This window comes from Undibacterium sp. Di27W, from assembly GCF_049340345.1.
Taxonomy (GTDB): Bacteria; Pseudomonadota; Gammaproteobacteria; order Burkholderiales; family Burkholderiaceae_D; genus Undibacterium.
The window spans coordinates 128,482-155,104 of sequence record NZ_JBMPOS010000016.1 but is presented as its reverse complement, the minus strand read 5'-3'; the positions used below and the strand labels follow the sequence as shown (position 1 = coordinate 155,104).

The 26,623-nt window shown below is 49.8% G+C and carries 22 protein-coding genes and 1 pseudogene; 8 read left to right on the top strand and 15 right to left on the bottom strand.

What is annotated here, in order from left to right; translation table 11 throughout:
• Nucleotides 1-60 precede the first annotated feature (60 nt).
• The 8 genes from ACO0LF_RS26510 to ACO0LF_RS26475 all read right to left on the bottom strand — a co-directional run bounded on the left by ACO0LF_RS26510 (nucleotide 61) and on the right by ACO0LF_RS26475 (nucleotide 8,078).
• Entirely contained in the window at nucleotides 61-675 is a 615-nt protein-coding gene (locus ACO0LF_RS26510) for a ParA family protein (RefSeq protein WP_423019540.1), read from the bottom strand.
• 127 nt (nucleotides 676-802) lie between these two features.
• Nucleotides 803-1,519, bottom strand: coding sequence for a pseudouridine synthase (locus tag ACO0LF_RS26505; protein ID WP_423019538.1), 717 nt, complete (start codon nucleotides 1,517-1,519; stop codon nucleotides 803-805).
• Nucleotides 1,520-1,573: 54 nt separating this feature from the next.
• Nucleotides 1,574-3,568: an ATP-binding protein gene (locus ACO0LF_RS26500; RefSeq protein WP_423019536.1), complete on the bottom strand. Its 1,995-nt coding sequence runs from the start codon at nucleotides 3,566-3,568 to the stop codon at nucleotides 1,574-1,576.
• A 24-nt stretch (nucleotides 3,569-3,592) separates the two neighbouring features.
• Entirely contained in the window at nucleotides 3,593-4,429 is an 837-nt protein-coding gene (locus tag ACO0LF_RS26495) for a substrate-binding periplasmic protein (protein ID WP_423019534.1), read from the bottom strand.
• Between the two features lie 239 nt (nucleotides 4,430-4,668).
• On the bottom strand, nucleotides 4,669-5,280 hold the full coding sequence (locus tag ACO0LF_RS26490; RefSeq protein ID WP_423019532.1) for a glycine zipper 2TM domain-containing protein: 612 nt from the start codon (nucleotides 5,278-5,280) through the stop codon (nucleotides 4,669-4,671).
• Between the two features lie 202 nt (nucleotides 5,281-5,482).
• Nucleotides 5,483-6,676, bottom strand: a complete 1,194-nt coding sequence (locus ACO0LF_RS26485) for a PLP-dependent aminotransferase family protein (protein WP_423019530.1) — start codon at nucleotides 6,674-6,676, stop codon at nucleotides 5,483-5,485.
• A gap of 62 nt (nucleotides 6,677-6,738) precedes the next feature.
• Nucleotides 6,739-7,197, bottom strand: coding sequence for a RidA family protein (locus ACO0LF_RS26480; protein ID WP_423019528.1), 459 nt, complete (start codon nucleotides 7,195-7,197; stop codon nucleotides 6,739-6,741).
• A 260-nt stretch (nucleotides 7,198-7,457) separates the two neighbouring features.
• A complete protein-coding gene (locus ACO0LF_RS26475) occupies nucleotides 7,458-8,078 on the bottom strand; it encodes a LysE family translocator (protein ID WP_423019526.1) in 621 nt (206 codons plus the stop codon).
• Nucleotides 8,079-8,269: 191 nt separating this feature from the next.
• On the opposite strand from ACO0LF_RS26475, the gene ACO0LF_RS26470 reads away from it, so the two are divergent.
• Nucleotides 8,270-9,691: a PLP-dependent aminotransferase family protein gene (locus tag ACO0LF_RS26470; RefSeq protein WP_423019524.1), complete on the top strand. Its 1,422-nt coding sequence runs from the start codon at nucleotides 8,270-8,272 to the stop codon at nucleotides 9,689-9,691.
• A 22-nt stretch (nucleotides 9,692-9,713) separates the two neighbouring features.
• On the opposite strand, the gene leuE is transcribed toward ACO0LF_RS26470, so the two are convergent.
• Nucleotides 9,714-10,370 (bottom strand): leucine efflux protein LeuE, encoded by a 657-nt coding sequence (gene leuE / locus ACO0LF_RS26465; RefSeq protein ID WP_423019522.1) that lies wholly within the window; start codon nucleotides 10,368-10,370, stop codon nucleotides 9,714-9,716.
• 59 nt (nucleotides 10,371-10,429) lie between these two features.
• Entirely contained in the window at nucleotides 10,430-11,521 is a 1,092-nt protein-coding gene (locus ACO0LF_RS26460; RefSeq protein WP_423019520.1) for a GGDEF domain-containing protein, read from the bottom strand.
• 398 nt (nucleotides 11,522-11,919) lie between these two features.
• Here ACO0LF_RS26460 and cysS point away from each other — a divergent pair, with 398 nt between their 5' ends.
• The gene (gene cysS / locus ACO0LF_RS26455) at nucleotides 11,920-13,293 is read left to right on the top strand and encodes a cysteine--tRNA ligase (RefSeq protein ID WP_423019518.1); all 1,374 of its coding nucleotides are present in this window, start codon (nucleotides 11,920-11,922) and stop codon (nucleotides 13,291-13,293) included.
• A 77-nt stretch (nucleotides 13,294-13,370) separates the two neighbouring features.
• Nucleotides 13,371-13,997, top strand: a complete 627-nt coding sequence (locus tag ACO0LF_RS26450) for a hypothetical protein (protein ID WP_423019516.1) — start codon at nucleotides 13,371-13,373, stop codon at nucleotides 13,995-13,997.
• A gap of 35 nt (nucleotides 13,998-14,032) precedes the next feature.
• On the opposite strand, the gene ACO0LF_RS26445 is transcribed toward ACO0LF_RS26450, so the two are convergent.
• Both ACO0LF_RS26445 and ACO0LF_RS26440 read right to left on the bottom strand, forming a co-directional pair.
• Nucleotides 14,033-16,273, bottom strand: coding sequence for a TonB-dependent receptor plug domain-containing protein (locus ACO0LF_RS26445; RefSeq protein ID WP_423019514.1), 2,241 nt, complete (start codon nucleotides 16,271-16,273; stop codon nucleotides 14,033-14,035).
• 174 nt (nucleotides 16,274-16,447) lie between these two features.
• Nucleotides 16,448-17,209, bottom strand: a complete 762-nt coding sequence (locus ACO0LF_RS26440; RefSeq protein WP_423019512.1) for a substrate-binding periplasmic protein — start codon at nucleotides 17,207-17,209, stop codon at nucleotides 16,448-16,450.
• Nucleotides 17,210-17,462: 253 nt separating this feature from the next.
• On the opposite strand from ACO0LF_RS26440, the gene htpG reads away from it, so the two are divergent.
• Nucleotides 17,463-19,373 carry a molecular chaperone HtpG gene (gene htpG, locus ACO0LF_RS26435; RefSeq protein ID WP_423019510.1) on the top strand — a complete coding sequence of 637 codons (1,911 nt, stop codon included), beginning with the start codon at nucleotides 17,463-17,465 and terminating at the stop codon, nucleotides 19,371-19,373.
• 70 nt (nucleotides 19,374-19,443) lie between these two features.
• On the opposite strand, the gene ACO0LF_RS26430 is transcribed toward htpG, so the two are convergent.
• Nucleotides 19,444-19,950, bottom strand: coding sequence for a DUF3016 domain-containing protein (locus tag ACO0LF_RS26430; protein ID WP_423019508.1), 507 nt, complete (start codon nucleotides 19,948-19,950; stop codon nucleotides 19,444-19,446).
• A gap of 196 nt (nucleotides 19,951-20,146) precedes the next feature.
• On the bottom strand, nucleotides 20,147-20,641 hold the full coding sequence (locus ACO0LF_RS26425; protein ID WP_423019506.1) for a hypothetical protein: 495 nt from the start codon (nucleotides 20,639-20,641) through the stop codon (nucleotides 20,147-20,149).
• A 95-nt stretch (nucleotides 20,642-20,736) separates the two neighbouring features.
• On the opposite strand from ACO0LF_RS26425, the gene ACO0LF_RS26420 reads away from it, so the two are divergent.
• The gene (locus ACO0LF_RS26420; protein ID WP_423019504.1) at nucleotides 20,737-21,243 is read left to right on the top strand and encodes a DNA-deoxyinosine glycosylase; all 507 of its coding nucleotides are present in this window, start codon (nucleotides 20,737-20,739) and stop codon (nucleotides 21,241-21,243) included.
• A gap of 68 nt (nucleotides 21,244-21,311) precedes the next feature.
• Here the strand turns inward: ACO0LF_RS26420 and ACO0LF_RS26415 are convergent, their stop codons facing one another.
• Nucleotides 21,312-22,193, bottom strand: a complete 882-nt coding sequence (locus ACO0LF_RS26415) for a hypothetical protein (protein ID WP_423019502.1) — start codon at nucleotides 22,191-22,193, stop codon at nucleotides 21,312-21,314.
• Nucleotides 22,194-22,500: 307 nt separating this feature from the next.
• Here ACO0LF_RS26415 and ACO0LF_RS26410 point away from each other — a divergent pair, with 307 nt between their 5' ends.
• The 3 genes and pseudogenes from ACO0LF_RS26410 to ACO0LF_RS26400 form a co-directional block, all read left to right on the top strand.
• Complete coding sequence (locus ACO0LF_RS26410) at nucleotides 22,501-23,319, top strand: spermidine synthase (protein WP_423019500.1); 819 nt, start codon at nucleotides 22,501-22,503, stop codon at nucleotides 23,317-23,319.
• A gap of 22 nt (nucleotides 23,320-23,341) precedes the next feature.
• Nucleotides 23,342-25,123, top strand: a complete 1,782-nt coding sequence (locus tag ACO0LF_RS26405; RefSeq protein ID WP_423019498.1) for a GspE/PulE family protein — start codon at nucleotides 23,342-23,344, stop codon at nucleotides 25,121-25,123.
• A 23-nt stretch (nucleotides 25,124-25,146) separates the two neighbouring features.
• Nucleotides 25,147-26,484: pseudogene (locus ACO0LF_RS26400) on the top strand (CHASE domain-containing protein); the annotation flags it as partial.
• Between the last annotated feature and the right edge of the window lie 139 nt (nucleotides 26,485-26,623).

Here is a 26,623-nt window from a genome sequence, read left to right as displayed (position 1 = left end):
GGGAAATAAATATCTGCTTTTTTTAAGTTAATTAACGAAAGCAATATTAAAAATAATTCCTCAAGCCTTCACCCAATGCAAAATCTGATCCCATTGCGGCAAATCTTTCTCTACCCTGGAAGGCGCAACATCCCATAAAGTAGCGCCATGTGCAGCCAGTTGTATATAGTTTTGGGTATCACGCAAGAAGCCCAGGACAGGCAAACCCAGTTGACCGACATAATGTTCCAGCTGCTCTGCCGCCTTGCTACGGGTATTTACCCGCATGCCCAGGATTCCTATTTGATAGCCATTTTTTTTATGATGAGACAGGCTTTTTAGAAATTCTTCGGTTGCCAAGATATCAAAAATTGAAGCTTGCAAGGGGACGATGACCTTATCTGCCGACTTCAGCACCGCATCCAGCTTGCTACCTGTCAGCCCAGCCGGGGTATCCAAAACCACATGAGTAGTGCCTTTGGGTGGTTTTAATACATTGCCATCAGCAATATCCCAGGGCTGAATTTGTGGCAGGTTCTCGGGTCGCAGAGTAAGCCAGGTACGTGAAGATTGTTGCACATCGGTATCGCCCAGCATGACTTTATGCCCGCTAGAGGCAAAATAGCCTGCCAGGTTAGTGGCCACTGTGCTTTTTCCTACCCCGCCCTTGGGATTGACGATTGCTATGACTGGCATGTCCACTCCTTGCTAGAGTTCAAGAACCGCTATACCTGCTGTGATTAGGCATTCTAACCACAGCATGCATATATTTCATCTATAAAAACGAAAAACAGCCAAGTGCGCAACGAAAATCCGGAAAAAATCAGGCAGGCACCAATAAAGCCAATTGCTCAGGAGTCAAGTAACACCATTCCCCTTCTTCCAGGCCCAGCGATTCCAGTGTCAACTTGCCTATGGCCGTGCGCTGCAAGGCTGCGCAATGGTTGCCCGCTGCTGCCAGCATACGTTTGACCTGATGGTATTTGCCTTGCTCCAGCACAATTTCCAGAAGATGCTCACCCAGCTTCTGGCAATGCACAGCCGCCAGAGGTGCTGGCTCGTCATGCAGTTTCACACCTTGCAGCAATAAGCTGATCAATTCTTCAGTCACTGGCTCAGCAGTCGTGGCCTGGTACACTTTGGGAACATGGCGCTTGGGGGACGACTGTGCGTGGATGAATGGCCCGTCGTCAGACATCAGCAACATGCCGGTTGTGTCATGATCCAGTCGCCCAACGGGCTGTACATCACGCCAGCTGAATTGTTCAGGTAATAGTGTCAGCACGCCAGGATGATGGCTGGGCTTGCGTGAGCATTCAAAGTTAGCCGGTTTATTGAGGACGATATACACACGTTCGCGATATTCCCAGTCTTCATCAAAGATATGAAACTGCAAACCCTGGGTTTCCAGGCTGGTCTTGACGCTGCGTACTACCTCACCATTGATGCTGACTTCACCATCTTCCACCAGATCGCGGCAATATTTTCGGGTTCCAAATCCTTGCGATTGCAGGATTTTATCTAAGCTTAATTTTGTCATGACGCGACTTTATCAGATGTACGCCCGTCAAGGCTAGGTGTACCCGCCGGCTTTCTATTCAAGCACGGCAGTTTCATCTTCCGTCATCTTGGGCTCCAGCGGCAAATTGATTTTGAAGCAAGTTCCCTTGCCCAACTCACTTTCGACCACGATATTCCCCCCCAGCACACCGGTCACCAGGTTGTAGACGATATTTAAACCGAGGCCGCTGCCACCTTGCCCAAGGCGAGTAGTAAAAAAGGGGTCGAAAATCCGGCTGAGGTTGGTGTCTGGTATGCCCTTGCCATTGTCACGCACGGTAATTTCAACAAATTCTTCATCCAGAGTCCTGGCAGCAATCGTCACCGTACCGCGGCAATCCCCCTCAAAAGCGTGGATAAATGCATTATTAATCAAGTTAGTCATGACTTGACCCAAAGGCCCGGGATAACTATCCATCATCAGCTTGGGCGGTACATGATGGATAATATCGTGGCGCGTCTTGCGTATCGTCGGCCCCATGGTGACGATGAGTTCTGACAACATTTCATCTAACGCAAATACCCGGCGATTGGCACTGGTCCTGTCCACCGCGACTTGTTTGAAGCTGATCACTAGCTCGGATGCCTTACTCAGATTACGCAAAAGCAAATCAGCGCCCGTCTTGGCATTTCTCAAATACTCTTCAAGTACAGAGCGGCGCAAGCCCGTTTTAAATTCAAGCAGCACATCATTGGTATGCTGGGACAGTGTGCTGGCGACGGTCACACTGGTGCCTATGGGGGTATTCAACTCGTGCGCCACCCCTGCCACCAGAGAACCCAGGGCCGCCATTTTTTCTGTCCGAAGCAATTCCCGCTGTGCCCGCTGGAGGTTTTCCAGGACAATGGTCAATTCACTATTGGCTGCTTCCAGTGCCTGGGTACGCTCGGACACCCGTCTTTCCAGCGTGGTGTTCATATTGCGGATTTCTTGCTCATTCTGGCGTTTTTCAGTAATGTCTTCCTGCACCAGGATCACCAGGGGTTCATTGCCAAGACGTATCATGCGTCCAGATACCTGGCAGAGGATGATTTTCTCTTGCTGCCCACAAGTCAGCCAGGCTTCGTAGTCATGAATTTCACCATCACGTTCGACGATACGCAGGATTTCAAGAAAATCTGCCTGATTGCGCCAGAGTGCTTTCTGGGTTTCCTTATCACCAAGGATTTCATCGTGTGACCAGTAGAATTGCCTGACCCAGGCATCATTCACATCGATCATGCTGTAATGCTGCTCTTTTCGCAATACCGTCATGGCGACTGGCGATGCCTGGAAAATGCCGGTGAATTTTTCGTCGGTCACCTTCAAGGCCTGCTCGGCACGCAAGCGCTCATTGAGTTCTTGTTGCAAGGCGATGTTTTGTGCTTCCCTTTCGGTGATCAATCGCCCCAGGTTCAGGCGCATTTTATCCAGGCCCTGGGCCAGGTTGCCAATTTCATCCTGGCGCCCCCATTCCAGGGGCTGGTCCAGCTTGCCGCGTGCCAGTCTGGCTGTTGCCGATTGTAATTCCATGATGGGTCTGACGATGCGGCGCTCAAACAAGAGCCAGATCAAAATGAAAGAAAACACTACTTGCACCAGCAAGGCCAAACCCAGTTTGAGAAAATCGGCCCACAATTCTTTTTCTATATGCTCGGTGGTCAATTCCAGCATGACGCTACCTATCACCTTGCTTTCCAGTAAGATTGGGCGCTCTTCACGCAAGACTTTGGCATCGGCCTTCTTGAATTTGCTGCTGTGGGCAAACACAGACTTGGATTCATCCAGCACTTCCACGCTGACCACTTCGGGGTTGCGCATGACCGCTTGTATGAATTGATTGGCAACCGCCTTGTCGAGTGTCCAGACGGGTACGGCCATACCGCGCGCGAGCATATCGGCATATTGCGACATGGGGTTACGCACGCGTAGCTGCAGCTCCCGCTCGTATCTATCCTGAACCAGGAAACGCCCCAGAACTATCGCAGGCAATACGATGCCAACCACAACGCCGATAATAAGAATTTGTCGGAGAGAGAGTGTACGCAATGGATAACCTGTTGTTTGCAGCGATTATTTCGATTGTTGTTTACGCCACAATTGTATATTTGCCGTGATTAGCTTGCTCATCACATTTTGTTTGTCCAGTTTATAGACAGCTTTGGCAATGCGCCCTCGCATTTCGGGTGTATTGCATGCTGACTTATGGGACAACGTCAAATATAAATTTTCATTCGTAATCGGTGGCGTGACGGTTTTCAAGCCTGAAATATTGAGTTTGGCAACATAAGCCAAGCCCGGGTCTTCTTCATAAATTAAATAATCGGCCCGTGACAGGCTAAGCATCTTCAAAGCCTGCTCCAGGCTGGGAACCATGGATATTTTCAGGGACTCCTTGGCATAACGATCAAATTCTTCGCCGAAACTATTATTGATCACGGTTACACCTTGCTTGCCAGTAAGGTCAGACCACTTCTTATACGGTAAATTGAAATTACTACGGGTCCAGATGACAGTACGTGTCTCGCGAAAAGCAGGATAGAAATAATCCATGTATTCCAGCCTGGGTTGAGTAAAAAATGCACCCGCCAGCAAATCTACCCGCCCCAGCTTTGCTTCTTCCTGCACCCGGCCCCAGGGGCCTACATATTTGATATCTATCGGTATGCCTATTTCTTTGGACAATAATTGCATCCATTCTGCATTTGCACCGATCAGGCGGTTTTCATCTTCAGGGTCACGCCACAGATAAGGAGGATATTCAGGATTGCCTGTCGCCAGCAAACTTTTGCAGATTTCATTGGCGCTTGCAGTTGAACTAAATGCAATTCCTAGCAATAAGGCCGCCCCATACAGTAGCTGTAGTAAGGCAGAGTTTGAATGAATGGCTTTGTAGGATACCAGCTTCATAGCACAACCTTCTCAGCATTAAAGACGGGGAATGGACACTTAAGTCTAACTGTTGAAATTAGGCTTGGCAAGGAAGGAGTTGTGAAGGAGGAACGATTTCCAAAAAGAAAATAATTCCTCCACTTCCTGACTATAAATGCCGGATTTTCATCCTGGTTTATCCTATTAACATTGACCGAAAAGGGCTAGTCTGGCCCACGACTATCCATTTTCAGCATATGCTAATACGCTTATTATGCTTAGCGCCTAACGATGGAATTACCATTTGCTCTGACTGCATCACCCGACATCATGACGGGGTCATGCTCAAAAACATAAGTTTGCCTGTTGCCATTATCAAACGCAACCGTCACATTCCAGACCTTGGTCGATTTGACTTTTTGTTCTATCTTATGTCCCGCCAGGGCACCGCCTGCAGCACCAGCGATGGTCGCCAAATCACGTCCTGTACCACCACCAACCTGATTACCCAGCAAGGCACCGGCAACCCCACCAGCAATTACGCCCAATGCACCACCCTCGCCTTCTTTGTCCTGGACGTCAACGGAGACAACTTTGCCGCAATCAGGACAGGCAGGCTCACTCCTGGCACCAACGGGTGCCGCTACCGGCTTGTTCATTGCCTGCTTGGCGACGGCGAGTGAATTATTGTATTCAGTCTTGGCGTCCCGCAAGCATTGCATTCTGGCCGCAGAGCTCCCGGCATCTGCGCACAGTTTTTTATCTTCGTTGTAACGCTGCGTAGCGCGCTTGCTATCTGCTGCATATTGCTGTTTGGGGCTCATATTTTGCGCAAAAGCGCCAGTCACCGCAGTTAACATCAGGCTGACCAGCAGGATTTTTTTATTCATGTGAAGCTCCTCAATTAATGGAAATATAGTATCGCCAGGCGAAACATAAAGCAGTTAACGGCCAATCATAAAAATTGATGACGCAAATTACAATAGTTGACAGTTACACATGCCCTTGAGCAATCTCCTTAAGCAATCAATATCTGCGCACATAAAAAAACCCGTCATACGACGGGTTTTCATGTTTGCACTACAGTGACGATTAGATTTTTGCCTTGATCAGCTTGCCGAGTTTTTCTATACCTTCATTGATACGCTCAGGCGACACAGTCACAAATGACAGGCGCAGGGTGTTTTTTTCTGGATTGTTGGCGTAAAAAGGGCCACCAGGGACAAAGGCTACATTTTGTTGTATCGCCTCATCCAGCAATTGCTTGCTGTCCATATGCTCAGGCAGAGTCACCCAGATGAACATGCCACCTTCAGGCTTGGTCCAGCGAACGCCGTCAGGGAAGTGCTTGCTCATGGCTTCCAGCATGGCGTCGCATTGTTTGGCATACAGAGTACGGATGGTAGGGATATGCTCACTCAGGAAACCATCCTTGATGACTTCATACACCACCATTTGTGTCAATTGTGCTGTATGCAAATCAGCAGCCTGTTTGGCTTGCTCAAGTTTGCGTATCAGCGGTGTAGGGCCAACGACATAACCCAGGCGTATGCCAGGTGTCAGTACCTTGGAGAACGAGCCCATGTAAATCACGCCACCTGGGTTCATATTCAACATCTTTGGCAAAGGCTCGCCGCTATAGCACAGATCGCCATAGGGATTATCTTCGACCAGCGGGATGCCCATACGGGCACAGGTTTCCACCAACTCATAACGACGCTCGACTGACAGGGTGCGGCCCGTAGGATTCTGGAAATTAGGCAGGGCATACATCAAACGCGCGCCTGCGCCTTTGGCAGCGACCGAAGCAGGCACCAGACCATGCTCATCGGTATCCACCGATTCAAATGCGGGACGATACACAGAAAAAGCCTGCAATGCACCGAGGTAGCTTGGTGTTTCCACCAAAACCTTGCTGCCTTCATCGACCAGTACTTTGCCCAGCAAGTCCAGGCCTTGCTGGGAGCCGGATACCATCATGATCTGGTCGGGCAAGATTTTTGAATCACCGGTAGACAAAGAGTCTGCCAGAAATTCACGCAAAGGCGCATAGCCGTCAGTGGGGCCGTATTGCAAGGCGGACTTGCCCTGTTGTGTCAGCACCTTATCAAAGGCAGCGCGCATGCGCTCTACCGGGAAAGTTTCTGGAGATGGCAAACCGCCAGCGAAAGAAATCACTTCAGGACGCATGGTCACTTTTAATATTTCCCTGATGGCCGAGCTTTGCAACTGCTCGGCGCGATCGGAAAATTTCCACTCTATGGGGCTGGGATTCTCAAGTTTCATGCTGGTCTCACTATCTCTCGTTTAGGATTGCCATCTCGGGCAAGTTTATTGTTTTATAAAATTCAGGCGATCTCGACGATCATTTCAATTTCTACGCAAGCACCCATAGGGATCTGGGCAACACCAAAGGCGGAACGGGCATGTTTGCCTTGTTCACCAAAGATTTCGCCAATGAGTTCAGACGCGCCATTCGTCACCAGATGCTGCTCAGTAAAATCAGGTGTGGAATTAACCAGGCTCATCAGTTTGACGATGCGTTTGACGCGGTTCAAATCGCCACCGCAGGCAGCCTGCAGAGTGGCGATCAAATCTATCGCCACTGCACGTGCGGCCAGCTTGCCTTCTTCAGTAGCGATATTCTTGCCCAGTTGGCCTACCCATGGCTTGCCCTCTTTTTTGGCGATATGGCCAGACAAGAATACGGTGTTGCCAGTTTGTGCGTACATGACGTAGGCAGCAGCAGGTGTCGCCACGGCTGGTAATTCAATATTTAATGCTTGGAGCTTTTCGTAAAATGACATGTCTATTTTCCAGGAAAAAGCACAACAGCCCTCACTGATGCACTAGAGATAATTAAATTTTTTATTATTATTTTCTGCAAACTTCAAAAGCCTGCAGAAGTCCGGGACATATCCCATTGGACATATTAAGCCCTCTATTGTATGCCTGCACCGGGGCGATTAACACCCCCCATCGCATTCCATCTGACAGATAAAATTTGGTCAACACAGGTTTTGAGCGTCATTCGCCGCTGAATGTTCATTTGTCATTCTGTTATGCCTCAGGCAGTTGCCAGCATAGGGTAGAGCGACAATACCAGTAGCAAGGCCATGCCATAGTTAAAAATGCGTAGATTGCGTTCCACTTTCAGCAAATGCCTGACCCTGGCTCCAAACAGGGCCCACATGCCTACACTGGGTAAATTGATGGCGGCGAAGATACCAGCAGCCAGGGCCACAATCAAGAAGCCACCCGTCGCCGGGATATAGGTACTAAAGGCCCCGAGTGCCATGACCCAGGCCTTGGGATTGACCCATTGAAAAGCAGCCGCACTCATGAAACTCATAGGGCGAGCCTGCTCTGCTTTTTCAGCCTTGCCTGCGGCCTTGTCTTCTAAAGGGCCAGCATTGGCGATATTCCAGGCCAGGTAAAGCAAATACGCCGCGCCTGCCCATTTAAGCACCGCATATAACCAAGGGAAAGTCGTGAACAGTCCAGCGAGGCCAGTTCCAACGGCCAACACCAAGATCATGAAACCTATGCTGATCCCCAGCATGTGCGGTAAGGTGGCACGAAAACCAAAGTTCACGCCGGAAGCCAGCAACATCAGGTTATTCGGGCCAGGTGTAATGGACGACACCAGAGCAAACAAGGCAAAGGCCATCAGTGTATCAACGGGCATCTTGTACTCCCGACATTTGGTATCCAGGGTGTTGATTGGGCTGTCTATCCATAGTGATTCTCCAGTTTTTGATTTGGTGTTTGTGCTATCCTAAGCGCAAAAACCAATACAGTACCAATACACTGCAAACGATAATATTCACACTGTCATGGTCAACTATCCATTACAGAACCGCAGCCCGGAGACTAGTCATGCTGACACCCACTTTTTTCATTTCACGCGATTCTGGCGGCTCCCTGGTGGAGCAAATCGTCAATGCCGTGGCCAATCGCATAGACGACAAATTGCTACGTACTGGTGCACGCATGCCCTCAATACGCCAGTTTGCCGATGAACAGGCAGTGTCGCGCTTTACCGTGGTGGAAGCCTATGACAGACTGGTCGCCAAGGGCTATCTGGAGTCACGCCGGGGAGCGGGCTTTTTTGTCCGTGAACGTGCCTCGATGTTGAATAATGTCCCTAGTACGGCACAAATTGCCCCGATCACCCAAAACCTGGATGTAGTCTGGCTGGTACGCAATATGTTCAGGCAATTGCCACCCCAAAAAATGCCGGGTTCCGGCGTGTTACCGCATGACTGGCTGGATGGGGAACTGGTGGCGAATGGTTTGCGCTCCATCAGCAGGCTGAACCAGAACCTCTTGCTGCATTACGGTACCCAGCAAGGTTTTTTGCCTTTACGCCAGCAATTGCAATTGAAGATGGCTGAACTGGAAATCGCCGCCTCGCCCGAGCAAATCGTTATGACCAGTGGCGTCACCCAGGCACTGGATCTGGTGGCACGTGAATTCACCCAGCCCGGCGACACCATCTTTGTCGATGACCCGGCCTGGTTCCTGATGTTTGGTTCTTTTGCCATCCTGGGTACCAAGGTGATAGGCATACCGCGCCTGCATGATGGGCCGGACGTGGCCAAGCTGGCAGAACTGGCTGCCCTGCACAAACCCAAGCTATATATCATCAACTCGGTCTTGCACAATCCAACTTCCACTTCGCTCTCAGCCGCCAAGGCTTTTCAAGTCTTGAAAGCAGCTGAAGAACATGACTTCATGATTGTTGAAGATGATGTGTATTGCGACATGCACCCCGGCCCCGCAGTGCAGGCTGCCACCCGCATTGCGGCGCTGGATCAGTTGAACCGGGTAATTTACCTAGGCGGATTTTCCAAGTCGCTGGCCGCTAATCTGCGGGTGGGATTTATCGCCACCTCACCTGAGTTGGCGATACGCCTGGCCGATCGCAAAATGCTGTCTACCCTGACAACCACAGAAATTGGCGAGCGCGTAGTGTATAAAATTTTGTCAGAGGGACATTATCGCAAACATGTCGACCGCATACGCGTCAAGCTCGATGGCGTACGCGATGACATCACCAAACGTCTGGAACAGCAAGGCATGAAGGTCGATTACCGCACACCCGCAGGCATGTTCCTGTGGACCGAGACTGGCTGCGACACTAATAAGCTGACCGAGAAAGCCATGGAGCAGGGTTATCTGCTGGCACCCGGCAGTTTGTTCTCACCCAGCCAGCTCCCTTCCACCAAGATGCGCATCAATATTGCTGCGATGTCCGATCCTGGTGTCTGGGAATTTCTGAAGCGTGAGATTAACTAAAGAATTAAGAAAGTGTTGTATATCAGTGCAGGCTGGCATTGGCCAGCTTGACACCAAACCAGAGAAACAGACTACCCACACCACTCGACAAGCTGGCCGACAAACGGCGGCGCTGGCTAAAGTTGCGTGCCAGACGGGCTCCCAGGAAGATCAATACCGACAGATAAATACTGCTGAATACCATGACCACGGCACTCAATATCAAAAACGGAATCGCCGGTGTCGGGTAAGCGGGATCAATGAATTGCACAAAGAAAGACAGTAAAAACAAAATCGCCTTAGGGTTCAAAAGACTGATTACCAGCGCGCGCTTGAAAGGGTTTTGCATGTTGACGGCGGCCGCCTGGGTTTCTGCCACGGTTGCAGTCTTGTTACGCCATTTTTGTATGGCGGCCCAGATCAGGTTAACGCCCACCCAGGCCAGATAAGCAGCACCCGCATATTTGACTACCATGAATAAAGCCGGATAAGTACGCAAGATGCCTGCAGCACCCAAAGCAGTCAGCATGAGCAAAATACTATCGCCGACAAAAATCCCCAAAGCCCCCTTATATCCTTCACGTATGCCGCGGGCCGTAGCAACCGCCAATACGTACAGGGAATTAGGTCCTGGCAACAAGATAATGCCCAAAGCACCTAAGACATAAGTCCACAAATCCGTCACGCCATAAAAACTCATTTTCCTACCCTCACATCTTGCTGATTAATCTATGCTGAGCCAGCGACATTTTTAAAAAACTACACAGGCATGGGTATGAGATTAACATCTTGCTGCGTTTCTTGCTGACGCCTGCCCGAACCCTCGCCAGCCCTGCGTAACAGACTCAATGCAGTATCGCCTTCGCGCAAGGTGGCAGTACGTACGCTGGCACTCACCTTCATCTCCGTACCGGAGACAGCAATCGGCATGGCGACCACAGTGGCGCGGGTACGGTCAGCAATTTTTGTGGCATCTTCAGCCGATGCCTCGGGCAAGAGCACGCAAAATTCTTCGCCGCTATAACGGGCGATGCAATCATAAGAACGCATGGCACGCTTCACACGGCGACTGACTTCAACCAGGATCACATCACCCACTTGCGGTCCATGCAGGTCATTCAAATGTTTAAAGTCTTCCAGGTCCAGCACCAGCATGGATAATTGCTTGCCCAGACGCAGATGGCGTTGCAGCTCACCGTCAGAGATGCGCATGAATTCTTTCCAGTTGGCGACACCCGTCACAGGGTCTATATTGGCTTGCCTTTCCAGCTCCTGCTCTGCACTCAAGAGCTTGCGTCTATACCTGTGCACATAGGCAGCGATCGCATGCCCGGTGATGGCAACGGCAGGCAAAATCAGCAAGACACTGGCAGCCTGGGAAAATGTACCTGATTGCTTGTACAAGAGCAGCAGACAAGAGGCTGCAGTAAATAAGTACAAAGGAATGCGCAAAACGTTCAAGGCCAGCGGCAAGGAAATGAAAGCCATTAACACCAGCCAGGCATCGACCATATAATGCCCCAGATAATCACGTGGCAAACAGGCATTGCTGATGAACTGCATCGACAAGACCAGGACTATCCAGTGCATGACATAACGGTCCAGTCTGGGGACGTTTTCTTCGGTCTCGTATAGTCTTACCAGCCATAATGAATAGACAAAGACAGTCAAGCGCATTAATAATAAGAGCGCCAGAGGAAGGGCAAATTCATGAAATAGCACATCCACCAATGCCAGGGGTAAAAACGCCCACAACATGATGCGTACTACCCTGCGAACTTGTGCCCTGTCTTGCTTGATGTATTGCGAACGATAATTCTCTTCGCTGACATCTTTATAATTCGTTTGCATTTTTACACCGTTTTATTTTTTCAGCTGCGCCTGCCCTGCTTGCGTGCCTACACGCCTGTCGACGATCAATCTGCTCAACTTTGGCCAAGAGCGCATATCTATGCTACATTCTCACTCTGAGCTTCTGGGTTTCAGATATAACGGAATTAGTCATCGAATTATTCATCATAATTATATGCCTCACTTGGACCACCAACATGTTAAAGATTGCATAGGCGACACGCCTGTAGCAGGCATGTCTGCGTCCGCGCAAACACAAGTTGCGAATACGACCTGTTGTTGTTGAGCCTGCAAATCCGTACGCAGCATGGCCTTGGCTTGCCTGCCTGTCTTGAGTAATACCCTAAGCACCCTCCTTCAATTTAGACCACATTCACACTTAGCTATTTTCACAACAAATGGACATACTTCTCTACGATAATTGGGAACGCCGCCTGCGCCCCTTCAGCCCTTTGAACAAAGACTGGGTGGGCCTGTACTGCTGCGGACCTACCGTGTATGACTATGCCCATATAGGCAACCTGCGCACTTATCTGTTTGAAGACTTGCTGCGCCGCGCCCTGGAATGGAATGGCTATACCGTGCGCCATGTCATCAATATCACCGATGTGGGTCATCTGGTGTCCGATGGCGATGATGGTGAAGACAAGATGGAAAAAGGTAGCCGCAAAGCCGGTGAATCTGCCTGGCAGATTGCCGACCGCTTTACTACCGCTTTCAAGGATGACTTGCAAAAACTGCATATCCTGGAACCAGCGATCTGGTGCAAGGCCACCGACCATATCGTCGAGCAAATCGATTTCATTGCTGCCATAGAAAAAAATGGCTATACCTATCGCACCAGCGATGGCATTTATTTTGATACCAGCAAGCAGGATGACTACGGCTTCCTGGCGCGTATCAAGCGTGATGCGATCAAGGCTGGCAGCCGCGTTGATCTCGGTGAAAAACTGCATGCGACCGACTTCGCCTTATGGAAATTCAGCCCACCGGATGAACACAGGCAAATGGAATGGGATAGCCCCTGGGGTCGTGGCTTCCCTGGCTGGCATATAGAGTGCTCGGCCATGTCAGCGAAGTACCTGACGCCCTGGTTTGATATCCATTGCGGTGGCGAAGACCATATTGCCATCCACCACAGCAACGAGATAGCGCAAAACCAGGCTTGCCATGGCACCCGCCTGGCCAACTTCTGGATGCATGGTTATTTCCTGCAAATCGATTCTGGCAAGATGTCCAAATCGACAGGTGAATTCCTGCGCCTGCAAACCCTGCTGGATCAGAATATCGATCCACTGGCCTATCGTTACCTGTGCCTGACTGCGCATTACCGCAGCCAGATGCAATTCAGCTTTGAAGCCCTGTTGTCGGCACAAACTGCCTTGCAACGCCTGCGCGAGACTTACCATGCATGGCCAACAGATGGCAATGCCAGTGCTGAATACCGTGAAAAATTCACCACCTTCATCAATGAAGACTTGAACGTACCACGTGCTCTGGCACTGGTCTGGGAAATGCTGAAAGCCGACTTGTCTGATGCCGACAAAAAAGCCACGCTGACAGAATTTGATAAAGTATTTGGCCTGGGTCTGGCGCAATGGCAACCTGCTGTACTGGCCATCCCGGAAGAAGTACAGAGCCTGGCGGAGCAACGTCAGGCGGCCCGCAAAGCCAGGAACTGGGCAGAGGCAGATCGCCTGCGTGGTGAGCTACACGCACTGGGTTATGAAGTTGAAGATAAAGCCGATGGCATGCAAATCAAGGCACTATAATAGTGATCTGTGGAAAACAAGACAGGGGAAACGATGGTTTCCCCTGTTTTTTTTGGTGAAGACAAAAGGAAAGCTATATGTTTAAGAAATTTGATTTACTGCCTGCCAAGTTTGCTGCCATCCTCAGCCTCGCAATGATGCCAGTGATCAGCATGGCGACTGACTATGTAGAAGGAAAAAACATACCGGCAGAATTACTTCCCTTCATCTTGCCGAACACCAAACTGCTGGCTTATGAAGTAGCTGACTTGAATGGCGATGACAAAGCCGATTATATTTTTATTCTGGAAAAACAAAAGAAACATCCCGATGATGATCCCATAGATCACGAGCAACGCCGCCTGAATATCGCCATACGTCAGGCTGACGGTAAATTAAAGCTGATCAAGACCAATGACAAAATCGTTTTTTGCTCCGGCTGTGGCGGCGCATTTGGTGATCCGTTTTCTGATTTAACAGCAGGAAAAAAGACCTTTTCAGTCTCGCATTATGGTGGCAGCAATTGGCGCTGGGCCAACACCTATCAATTCAATTATTCGAAGAAAGACGATACCTGGCAATTGGTCAAAGTGTCTGAATTATCATTTATGGCATCCGAGCCAGACAAGGTCAAAGAAAAGATTTTCGCTCCACCCAGGCATTTCGGGAAAATTGATATCGCCGATTTTGATCCTGAAAATTTCAAGGGTGCAGGTGCGAAATAAATGAGAAGAAATATTGGGGGAAGCCCCCAATATTTCTATAAACTCTTTTCAAACTGCAAGCGTATCGTCGCACTTGCCGGTGTCCGCATACGACGCACGGTACGCTCTGCAAGCCCACTATATTCTGAAGCCTGCAACACGTCCTGATGCAAGAGATTACTCATTGACAGGCGCAATTGCATTTTATTTTCCAGCTTCCACAAACCATACAAGTCAAGATTGCGACTGACACCTGTGTAAGTACGCAAGCCAGATGTGGCCTGCACATAACCACCTGTCTGCAAATTAAAATTAAAACCAAATGATTGCAGTTCACTGCGCTTGTAATCCATGCCCAGATTGGCAGTCAACGGCACCTGGTCGGTCAGGCGATTATCTGGCCCGGGTATAGCATCCAGTGTCGACCAGTTACGCGCTGCATTCAGCCGTACTTCAAGCGGTGGCGCTGCAGCCAGAAAATTCTGCAAAGCGAACTTTGCGTCCATCTCTATCCCCATCACTTTGGCCGTGCCATGGTTATAGGGTGTTGTAATCCACACGCTTTTTTGCTCATCCACTTTTTGTTTATCCGGTTTTTGTTCGTACAGGTTTTGCACAGTCACATCCTGCACCCGTTTGACGTAGGCCGACAGGCTGAACATGCTATTTTTGGCAAAATAGGATTCATAAGCCAGATCAGCCCCCCAGGCCAGCTCAGGCAAGAGTTGCGGGTTGCCCTGATAATCCGGGTTAGTCGGCCCATTATCATTATTTGCTGTGTAACGCCGCGGCACCAGGCTGCGCGGCGTGGGAGCCTTATAGGTGCGGGACAAGGCAAATCGCAACTGGTCTTTCTCTTGCTCAGGCAGTTTCCATAGAATTTGCATGACCGGGCTCCAGACGCTGGATCGTGTCTGCACTGCGTCTATCAGGCCGCCTGTAGTTTCTGTATTCAAGCCTTCCCAGCGCAAACCCAGATAAGCTTGCAGTCGGTTCGTCACATCCCATTCATCCTGTGCAAACATGGCAATGCGACGTACGTTGGCTTTGTAGTCTTCCAGCAGCGGTTTATTGGGAATGTCGGAATTCGTCGGCCTGTCAAATTGCATGCGAAGTTCACTGCGCTGTGTCAGCGTAGCGTCCCATCCAATGGCAAGGCTATGATCTTCGCGAAAGCGACTCAGGTATTTGCCGCTACTGCTGACACTGGTTTCTGCCGCATTCGATACGACATGCCGGTTGAAAGGCTGATCCTGAGGCGCAGGATAGCCATAAAAATCAAAATCAGTCTCGCGCTTATTGTAATTCAGCCCCAGCTTCGCATTCAGCTTGCTGTCTGCATCTATCCTGTGGGACCAGTTCAAATCCGTACGCAACAAACCAGTATGGGAGGTAGTACGGTAATGATTATTCGGGTACGAGGTAGGCTTACCGACAGGCGTCGTTTCATGGTCATACCCCCAGTTCACTGTGCGATAAAAATCAATCAGACTTTGCCAGCCCAGTGTATCGCCATTCTCCAGATTCCAATTCAGTCGCGGACTCAGGCCCAGCCGCCAACTGTCCCCCTGATTCTTTTGCTGCATCAGGCGCAGGGTATGTAGTTGTCCATCGCTACCATAAATACTTTCAGTCACCTGAGGCCTGTTTTCATAGCCGGTTTTTGTCAGGTTGCCAGTGACCGAGTAGGCAAGACCAGCGAGTTTATCCGCCACTTCCAGAGCCAGGCTGGGATTCCAGTTATCGTCGGCATGGGCCAGGCCAAATTTGAATTCTCTCCTGGCCCGGCCCGTCGCTTTTTTCAGGATGATGTTGATGGTACCGGCCACAGCCTGAGCACTGAATTCTGCCGTCGTGGTACGCAATATCTCTACCCGGTCTATCAATTCAGGCGCGATACTATCGATAGAAAATCCTGGCGCCACTGCATCGCCATTCAGTAATATCTGGGTATACCCCGATCCCAAACCACGCATGCGCAGCTCATTGCCAACCACAGAAACGCCAGGCTGGCGTTTTAATACGGATGACAATTGGTTGTCGCCATACTGCAATAGCTCTGCTGCATTGATGACGATTTTAGCGGCTGTTTCGTTTTTCCTTTGCATGGCCGCACCCGGACCTGCGACCTCCACAGTTTGCACGACATCGTCTTTTTTTAAAGGCGAATCCGCTGCATGAAGCTGACCACTCCAGAACAAGAGCGAACCTCCCACTCCAGCTACGCCAGCCTTCAAGCAGGCTAGGTATTGCAGGGACGATAAACGAGATTTATTACTTGAAACAAGCTTGGTCATGACAATAGATAAGTTGAGCAGGAAAGTAGCTGAGTACCAGACGAGGTAGGCAGAAATAAATGATGGAGGAATTATGAAGTGGGCAAGACTATAGCAGAATAGCCATGTGACAAAAGCCCGAAATCAGGTGACCGGGAATTATTTCTGGATGTCAGGATAAACTACGGCAACCCGCTATTTTGCTGACTGCAATCCTATCTTGGGCTCTTTCAAAAAATCGTCCAGAATACGCGCTATGCTGCCGTCATTTTTCATGGCCAGCAAAGTTGAACTAATGGTTTTTGAAGTTGCGCTGGAAGCAAACTCTGGCCTGACTCGCATGACATGCGAACCATAAGAAATAATCAGGCCAGGTCCCAACAGATTTGCCGAGGCATTTTTTTCAGCTGCCGCCAGAATAGCTGGCTGGCTACCGACGATGCCAGAGATGCGCCCGGCCTCCAGCATGCGCATGCCATTTTCCAGGGTATTGATTTCGACTTTCCTGACGCGCTCATCCTGGCCAAAAGAGCCATAGCTCAGTCTGCGCATCATGCCTATACCGCGCTCCATGGACAGAGCAATCAAATCATCGTAATTCTTTAGCACAGCACCACGTGGCGCAACTACCATGATAGGGAATTGCGTTACTTCAGATAAAAAAATGCCTTCTTGTTCAGTGAAATTTTCAGCCTGAGAAATACTATAGGCTTCTTTATCTGCAGGAAACATCAAGAGATGACGGGCGCTGGGAACCACCACCAATTCAAAAGACACGCCTGAGCGCCTGCTCAACTCATGGGCTATGCGGACATTGATACCATCATAACTACCCTTGCCATCCTTGACGAAGGCAAAGGGAGTCACTTCCGTCAGATAAAGATTGGCCGACCTGAGTGTGGATGCATACCCACACAATAGGCAAAAGCCAAGCAAATTCCATCCTTTTAGCAACATAAAGTCATTCCCTGAGCCTCAAAAGTCAATTCCAGACACGCTGCCATGTCCTTGAGTCTAGTGATGTTTTGCAAAAAACACAAATATCTATGCATCTCTTAGGCTTATTTTAATGTCACTTAAGCAAGCATCTTGAAATCTGCTAAAGCGTCCTCACCTTCCTCAAGCTCAAACAATGTTGCAATAAAAAAGCAACAGGCAAGCAATTGCCACCTATACCGATGAAACTCTGTTGAAATCTTTGAGGGAAACCATGTCAGAAAAACAAACCCTGGGCTTTCAGGCCGAAGTCAAACAACTCTTGCAGTTGATGATCCATTCCTTGTATTCAAACAAGGAAATCTTTTTGCGTGAACTGATCTCGAATGCGTCTGATGCATCCGACAAACTGCGTTTTGAAGCGATTAATGATGCCAGCCTGTTTGAAAACGATCCTGAACTGCACATCCAGGTCAGTTTCAATAAAGAAGCACGTACCATCACCATCGCCGACAATGGCATAGGGATGAGCAAGGCAGATGCCATTGAGCATCTGGGTACGATCGCCAAATCCGGGACTAAAGAATTTTTTGGCAAATTGTCTGGTGACCAACAAAAAGACGCGGCCATGATAGGCCAGTTTGGCGTTGGTTTTTATTCCGGCTTTATCGTTGCAGACCGCATCACTGTTGAAACCCGTCGCGCCGGTCTGCCTGCAGACCAGGCTGTACGCTGGGAATCTGAAGGTGCGGGCGACTTTAGCGTAGAAGACATCGTTAAAGAAGGCCGTGGCACCAGCATCACCCTGCATTTGCGTGAAGGTGAAGACGAGTTCTTGTCGGCATGGAAGCTCAAATCCGTCATTCGCACTTATTCTGACCATATCTCCCTGCCTATCAAGATGCAGAAAGAAGAATGGGATGAAGAGAAAAAAGAACAGGTCTTGAAAGACGAGCTGGAAACCATCAACCAGGCCAGTGCCTTGTGGGCGCGCAGCAAGTCTGAGATCACGCCTGAGCAATATGATGAGTTCTACAAGCATGTCTCACATGACTACACTGCACCGCTGACGCATACCCATAACCGGGTTGAAGGCCGTAGCGAATATACGCAATTGCTGTATATCCCGGCACGCGCACCGTTTGATATGTGGGACCGCAACAAACGTGGCGGCATCAAACTCTACGTCAAGCGCGTCTTTATCATGGATGATGCAGAACAACTGATGCCAGTCTATCTGCGCTTCGTCAAAGGTGTCATAGACTCCAATGATCTGCCTTTGAATGTCTCGCGCGAAATCCTGCAGGAAAGCCGCGATATCAAGGCGATACGCGAAGGCTCGACCAAGCGTGTACTGGGCATGCTGGAAGATCTGGCAAATGCCGACGGTGACGAAGATGCACAAGCCAAGAAAGACAAGTACGCGACTTTCTGGAAAGAATTTGGCCAGGTCCTGAAGGAAGGCGTAGGCGAAGACAGCGCCAACAAAGACCGCGTCGCCAAGTTACTGCGTTTTGCATCCACCCACAATGACAGCGATGCGCAAAATGTCTCGCTGGCAGATTACCTGAGTCGCGCCAAAGAAGGCCAGGACAAGATTTACTATGTAACAGCAGAAAGCTATACAACTGCCAAGAACAGCCCGCACCTGGAGATTTTCCGCAAGAAAGGTGTAGAAGTCCTGTTGCTGACTGATCGCGTCGATGAATGGATGTTGTCCTTCCTCAGCGAATTCGAAGGCAAGGAACTGGCCTCCGTCGCCAAAGGTGGCCTGGATCTGGGTCAACTGGAAGATGAGGCAGAAAAGAAGCAACATGAAGAAACCCAGACCGAGTTCAAAGACCTGGTCGAGAAAATGAAAACTGCCCTGGCCGATAAAGCCAAGGATGTACGCGTGACTTTCCGTCTGACTGATTCACCAGCTTGCCTGGTCGCAGATGAGCATGATTTGTCTGGCAATCTGGCACGCATGCTCAAAGCGGCAGGCCAGGCTGCGCCAGAATCCAAGCCTATACTGGAAGTTAATCCTGACCATCCTTTGGTACAGAAACTCAAGTATGAAGTCAATAAGTTTGATGACTGGTCGCACCTGCTGTTTGATCAAGCCTTGCTGGCTGAAGGTGGTAATTTGAGTGACCCTAGTGCTTTTGTAAAACGTCTCAATGAGATGTTGCTGAGCAAATAAATTCAGTCGAATTTCTGTCTGATGAAAGAAAAACGGACTCAGCAATGAGTCCGTTTTTTTCTTGGTCAATTCAGCGTGTAGGGAAAACCTTATCCCGCTGCTGCTTGCCAAACCAGTCTCGCAACATTTGCTCTTCATATTGAAAATTGCTGTGTCCGCTGGCAACTCCTACATGAAAAAGAAAGCTCATATCCTTGACGTTTTCTGTGCCTGAGGCGATGCTTTTCCCTTGCTCATCCTTCAAATCAAAATTAAAGCTCATGCGGGGCCAGTATAAATCCTTGATGACACGGACATCGTTCATAGTATGGTGAAAGAAAGGGCGCACATCACCAGCCAGGTCGACATCAGTCACCGTCACATCCCATTGATAACCATCCGGCAGTTTTTTCGCCAGGTCGGCAAATATCTGATCAAATTCCTTGATCAAGCGCACCTGAAAATCAGGCTTGGATTCATTGCTGGGGCGAATATCCGTAAATTTCTCTGGCTCTTGCCAGGCGACTTTCACCTCACCGGCTTGCGCCTGGGCCGATAAGGCAGCAGCCAGAAATACTATGCTACAAATCTTTTTCATTGTGACCTCCTGAGGCAAACAATAAAGCTGAACGAAGGAGCGGATGAAAGATTCTTTTCTCCCCACTCCAGGCTGCGCGGCAGATACACGCGAACCTAGGTGATTAAAGAATAGTTCATATACGCAAAAACGACCAGACATGCTGGTCGCTTTTGCTGCTGAATTTTGTCACAGAGTTTATCAGATTTAATCCATTTCAATGCGTCACCCTGGTGGTCCTGCCATTTGACAGCAAACGCACCCGCTCTCCCAATTGAAAAGCTTCATCCGCCTCCTGCGTAATGGCACGCAAGTCGCCGTTATCAAGCCTGACGGTAATTTCCAGGCCACGCACATGGGTCGCATCTCTTTCTAGGTTCTGACCGATGATGCCCCCGGCAACGGCGCCAACGATGGCAGCAGCAACCGAACCATTCCCTTTGCCTATGGCGGAGCCAGCAGCCAAGCCACCGAGGGCAGCACCGGTGGCCGTACCGACGCCACTTTGTCCTTTGTCTATAATGACTTCCCGCACAGACTCAACATAGGCCATACGCACGCTCTGTTCGTTTTGGGTTTGTCTTGCGCTATACACACTGCCAGAATTGTGTGTGCTGACTGCGCAGCCACTTAGACTGGCAATAGCAAGTAAAATAAGCAAACGTTTCAAAATAAGCTCCTGGTCCGGCCTGATACCGGCAAAGATGATCATCCTTGCTTAACGCATGGCCTGACAAAGCGTTGACAGATTGCGCAAGCTCTTGTCCGCCCATGAACCAAACAGACTTCGCATATAAAGATTTATTCATGGATCAAACCCCTCACCTTCTGCAAGGCTTTCCTCCCGTCATCAATGCGCAAACACATACCCTGATACTGGGTAGCTTCCCCGGGGTGGCCTCACTCGGCGCCACGCAATATTATGCATACAAGCAAAACCAGTTCTGGCGCCTGGTGTCTGCCTCGCTGGGCAGCGATCTGGTCCAACTGGAGTATGAACAGCGCCTGCAAGCCCTGCTGGCGCATGGTATAGGTCTCTGGGATGTATTTCATTCCTGCGCGCGCGCAGGCAGCCTGGATTCAGCAATCCGGGATGGCCAACTGAATGATTTCAGCAGCCTGCAAGCAAGCTACCCGAATTTGCGCAAACTTTGTTTCAATGGCCAGACTGCTGGCAAGATGGCAGCTTACTTCAAAGAACGTGGCTATGTAACGGCCATACTGCCCTCTTCATCACCCGCTTACGCCATGCGCAGTTTTGATGAAAAATTGCAAGCCTGGCAAAGTGAATTGCGACCTGACAATCTCTTTTGACGATAAAAAACCTGGCACAGGACTGCATGAAATACCTGCCACATTTCCTGACTATGGTTTGAGCCCGTTTATTTAAGTTTGCGTCTTTCCAGATTGGGGATGGAGTCAGTCTGCGTTTGCGTATCACCCGCCTTATAGACCACCTCATCCGGCACAGTTTTAGCCGCTTTCAGACGCTGCTCCTTGCTTGCCTTGTATGCGCCCGCAGTGTGCACAAAATACTCGTCCTGCTTTTTATTGGCAGGCCTGCTGCCGTTTTCAGGCAAATTATTACCGATTGTCGTTAGTTTGATCACGTAATATGGCTCTGCGGCGTTTTGCAAAAAACTGATTTTTCCCGTATTTTCCCAGCACGCCTGCATCATCCCCTCCTGCTCCTCCACTACATCCGTGCAAGTACCGCTATTACTTTCTCCCATATTCAATTCCAGCACTTTAAGCGGCTTGGCATCACTTAAAGAGATGATGAAGGCGTAGTCATTGGTATACCCCTGATGCACATCTCCACCACTAAATAATAAGCCATATTTATCCTGCCCCAGTCGTATCAGCCTGCCACCTGGCGCTTCACCAAATGCCCCGGCTTCCGTCACTTCTTTTTTGCCTTTTTCAAATATCCACTGCTTGCCATCATAGGCAAATATATAGACAGAGATCATGGCACTTGTTGCATGGCTATTGATAGCAGCCCCCTCAAGGAGTTGCTGGCGCTGCATGGCCAGTACCCCCTTTTGTTTACCGGCTTCAGTATAGCTTGCAACCAGCAGGGGCCTGACCAGCGTATCTGCCTGCTTCATATCCCACTGCACTGTGTTTTCTTCAGGTAACAGAACGCCTTGCTGTTTTTGGTTGTAGGTGCCAAAGATGGCCAGCATTGCCGTGTCTGCATTGAACACCTCGGGCTTGGCAATATCCACTGGTGTCCGATTGGACAGGACATAGATTGTCACTCCCAATAAGCTCAAGAGAACCAGAGTCAGTGTAATTAAAATAGTGGCTTTTTTATATTTCATTGATCGATAAAAAATAAATGATTTAACAACAATTTAATGCGCACAAATTCTACTCCAAACTGTCCTTTTTCCGCTCTTGCAGAAAATAAATGCTGAGTTTCAGCCAGTCAATTTATTATTATCCCCACGCATAAGAAGGATAGACCCTGTCATTTGGTAAAATTTCCCCAGGAAAACTTATTACCAGGGTCCTGGAAGATGTAAATTTGCATGTTACAAGTACAATGAGGGTTAAAATAAGCGCATGCTAATCAAACGAAAATCCATAGAAGCCGAGGCTAACCACCGCTCCGGCCCTAAAGCGGCTGTCAGCAAGTCAGCTAATCGCAAACCCAAGTTCGCGCCTGTCACCCTGTCTGAAATGGATGGCGTACGCTTTTTACATTTCGGCACTGAATGGGTACAAGGTGCCATGCGCCTGCGCAAACCCGACGCCATAGAGCTGGAATACGCTCAACAGATGATGGCATGGATGCTGTTCATTGAGGCACCTGCCCATCTGGTGCAACTGGGCCTGGGCACCGGTGCGCTGAGTAAATTCTGCTATCGCCAGTTTGCCGAGGCGCAAGTGACTGCGGTAGAACTCAATCCCTCGGTCATCGCCATTTGCGAAAGCATGTTTAAACTGCCTGCCAATGATGAGCGTCTTCATGTGCTGGAAATGGATGCCATGGATTTCGTAGTCGATTCCAATAATCACGGCCATATCGATGCCATGCAGGTGGACTTGTATGATGCGACTGCAAAGGGCCCGGTACTTGACAGTGCAGAATTTTATCAAGCCTGCGCAAACTGCCTCAAGGATGATGGCATCCTGACAGTCAATCTGTTTGGCGACCATCCCAGCTATGCCCGCAACCTGAAAGCCATGCGCTTTGCCTTTGATACCGTGCTATGCCTGCCTGAAGTCCATGATGGCAATGTGGTTGCCCTAGCATTCAAGCAAAAACCGGTCTTGGATTTCCCTGCCTTGTACGAAAAAGCCGATCAGATCAAAACAAACACCAAGTTGCCAGCAAAATCCTGGGTCAACGGGCTGAAAGCAGCTTGTGATCCTCAATAAATAATGGAAACGGCCCTAAGACATGAATAAACCCGCACACCGCAGCCTAAACCTGCAACAAATTTTCACCTGGCTGATGGCAGACGGCATCATCCTCAAAGAAGATGCCAAGACCCAGTTCCACGCGACCCAGGGCTTGCTCAAGAACGGCCCGGCCAGCATGCACCCGCTGACTGCCGTCGCGCAAGCCAAATTGCATTCAGCCCTCGCTCCGCATATTTCATTGACACTGGACTGGCTGACAGAATGGGCCGCAGGCAAGGTCAATATGCCTTTCTATCGCATCGACCCCTTGAAAATCGATTTCACCAGTGTATCGGACGTCATGTCTTCGTCCTACGCAACGCGTTTCAATATTTTGCCGGTAGAGTCAAACGCCAATACGATAGTGGTGGCCACCACAGAGCCTTTCAATACCGAATGGCAAGATGAAATACTGAAATTCAGTCGCAAGGAAATTCGTCTGGTACTGGCGAACCCTTTGGAGATTTCGCAGTACATCGTACAGTTTTTCTCCCTGGCGAAATCCATCAAGGATGCGCGCAAGGCGAACAAAAATGATGCCAATTTACGGCAAAACTTTGAACAGCTCATTGAGATAGGCAAGACCAACAAGCAAGTTGATGCCAATGATCAGCACATCGTCAATATTGTTGACTGGTTGTGGCAGTTTGCCTTTGACCAGCGCGCTTCCGACATCCATCTCGAACCCAAGCGCGATATTTCCATCATCCGTTTCCGTATCGATGGCGTCCTGCATCAAGTCTATCAAGTACCTGCCACCATCATGATCGCCATGACGGCACGTATCAAATTACTGGGTCGCATGGACGTCATAGAAAAACGCCGCCCGCAAGACGGTCGTATCAAGACCCGCACCAGCGATGGCCAGGAAGTGGAGTTGCGTCTGTCTACGCTTCCTACAGTGTTCGGCGAAAAAATGGTCATGCGTATTTTTGATCCTGAAGTGGTCGTCAAGACCCTGCCGGAACTGGGCTTTCCTCTCAATGATGCCAAGCGCTGGGATCATCTGACCAGCAAGCCGCATGGCATCATCCTGGTCACTGGGCCTACCGGCTCTGGTAAAACCACGACCCTTTACACCACCCTGAAAGCCCTGGCGACACCGGACGTGAATGTCTGTACCGTCGAAGACCCTATTGAGATGGTGGAAGGCTCCTTCAACCAGATGCAGGTACAGTCATCCATAGACTTAAGTTTTGCCGATGGCATACGCGCCCTCATGCGTCAGGATCCTGACATCATCATGGTCGGTGAGATCCGCGATTTACCAACTGCCGAGATGGCCATACAGGCCGCACTGACGGGCCATCTGGTACTGTCCACCCTGCATACCAATGATGCGCCTTCTGCCATCATGCGTTTGCTGGAGCTGGGTGTTCCGTATTATTTGTTGGAGGCAACCATCATCGGCATCCTGGCCCAACGCCTGGTCAGAACGCTGTGCATCCATTGCAAATCGCCAGAAGGTGAATTGCAGGATGCCGTATGGGATACCCTGACCGAAGGCTGGGGCATCAGCAAACCCGAGAAAATCTATAAACCTGTGGGCTGCCCGGAATGCCGCCAGACTGGCTTCATGGGACGTACCGGCTTGTATGAATTGCTGACAGTCACCCTGCCCTTCAGCAAAATGATTACAGAAAACGCTGATATCCACGCATTGAGGACACAAAGCATCAAGGATGACATGAAACCCTTGCGCATTGCTGGCGCATATAAGATCATCGAAGGTGTTACCACGGCAGATGAGGTATTGAAAGTCACTTCATCACTAATCTAGCATAGTCTTCAGGGCAGGCGAGGATGCGTTCAACAAGGGAAAGTGATACGCTGCAACTCATATGGCAAATGCTGGTGCTTGCCATTGTGTATGCAGTGCTAGGCAGGCTTTCCCTGTTACTGGCTATACCGCCAGGTTACTCTATCGCGATCTACCCTTCAGCCGGGGTGGCGCTGGGCATGGTACTGACTGGCGGCTTGCGGCTTTTGCCGGGTGTCGCCATCGGTGCCTTTACGGCCAACCTCTTGATCAACCTGGATATTTTTGGCAGCATCAATACCAGTGCCCTGATTGCATCGACCATCGTTGCTGCCGGTGCCTCCTTGCAGGCGTTTGCCGGCACCCAGATGATACTGAAAAAATTGCAGGACAATCTGGCGCTGGATTCAGACAAGGCTATCTTCCAGTTCTTTATCTACGGCGGTGTTATTGCCTGCCTGGTTAATGCCAGCATCAGCGTCACTGCCCTGGTTGCGCTGGATATTATTCCCTGGCAGGATTTTTTCAATAACTGGATAGGCTGGTGGATAGGTGACACCTTTGGTGTACTGACTATCGCCCCCATCGTCATGGTGATTTATGGCAAACCGCGTGAAATCTGGCATGCCAGACGCTGGAGTGTCATGGTGCCCCTGCTGATTTGCCTGATGCTGGTGATCACGGCATTTACCTTTACCCGCTACCGCGAAGAACAAAAACTGCAACTGGAATTTCGCCTGAAGGCAGAGCGTGTAGGCCAGAACCTGCAAAACAAGCTCGATAGTCATTCCGAGATCATGCACAACATAGAGCGATTTTATGCCAGCTCTGTGCAAGTCAGCCGCAGTGACTTTGCTACCTTTATCAGTCATACCCTGCAACAGCAAAAAGCGATTTCCTTTTTATCCTGGGTGCCCAGGATCGATCATCAACAGCGTGCAAGTTTCGAGATTTCGGTGCTGCGTGAAGGCTTTGCCAATTTCCAGATACAGGAAATGAATGAGCTGCATCATCTTGCCGAGGTCCGTAAAAGGGATGATTATTACCCCGTGCGGTATATCGAGCCTTTTTTCGACAATCACCAGATGTTTGGTTTTGACATGGGTTCGACAACGGCACGCAGGATCGCCATAGAAGATGCGCGTGACAGTGGCAACCTCACTGTCACCGACCCTTTGATTTCCAACGACACCGATGGGCGGGAGCAATTACATGTATTGCTGTTTGCGCCCGTCTATGAAAATGGCAAGCCACAAGAGAATATTGCGCAAAGGAAGGCTGCTTTTTCCGGCGTAGCCGTGAGCATGATCAGGATAGCCGACCTGGTCAGGGGGGTGCTCTCCAACGAAGACATGCGCAGTGTGCGCATCAAGTTCTATGATTTGTCTTACCCCGGGAAAAAGGGGATATTCATCGACGAAATCAATGGCTTGAATCCTGGCCATTTATTCCAGTCCACCATCAATTTTGGTGGCAGGCAGTATGCCCTGCAAGCCCAGCCATCTTCAGAATACTGGCGCA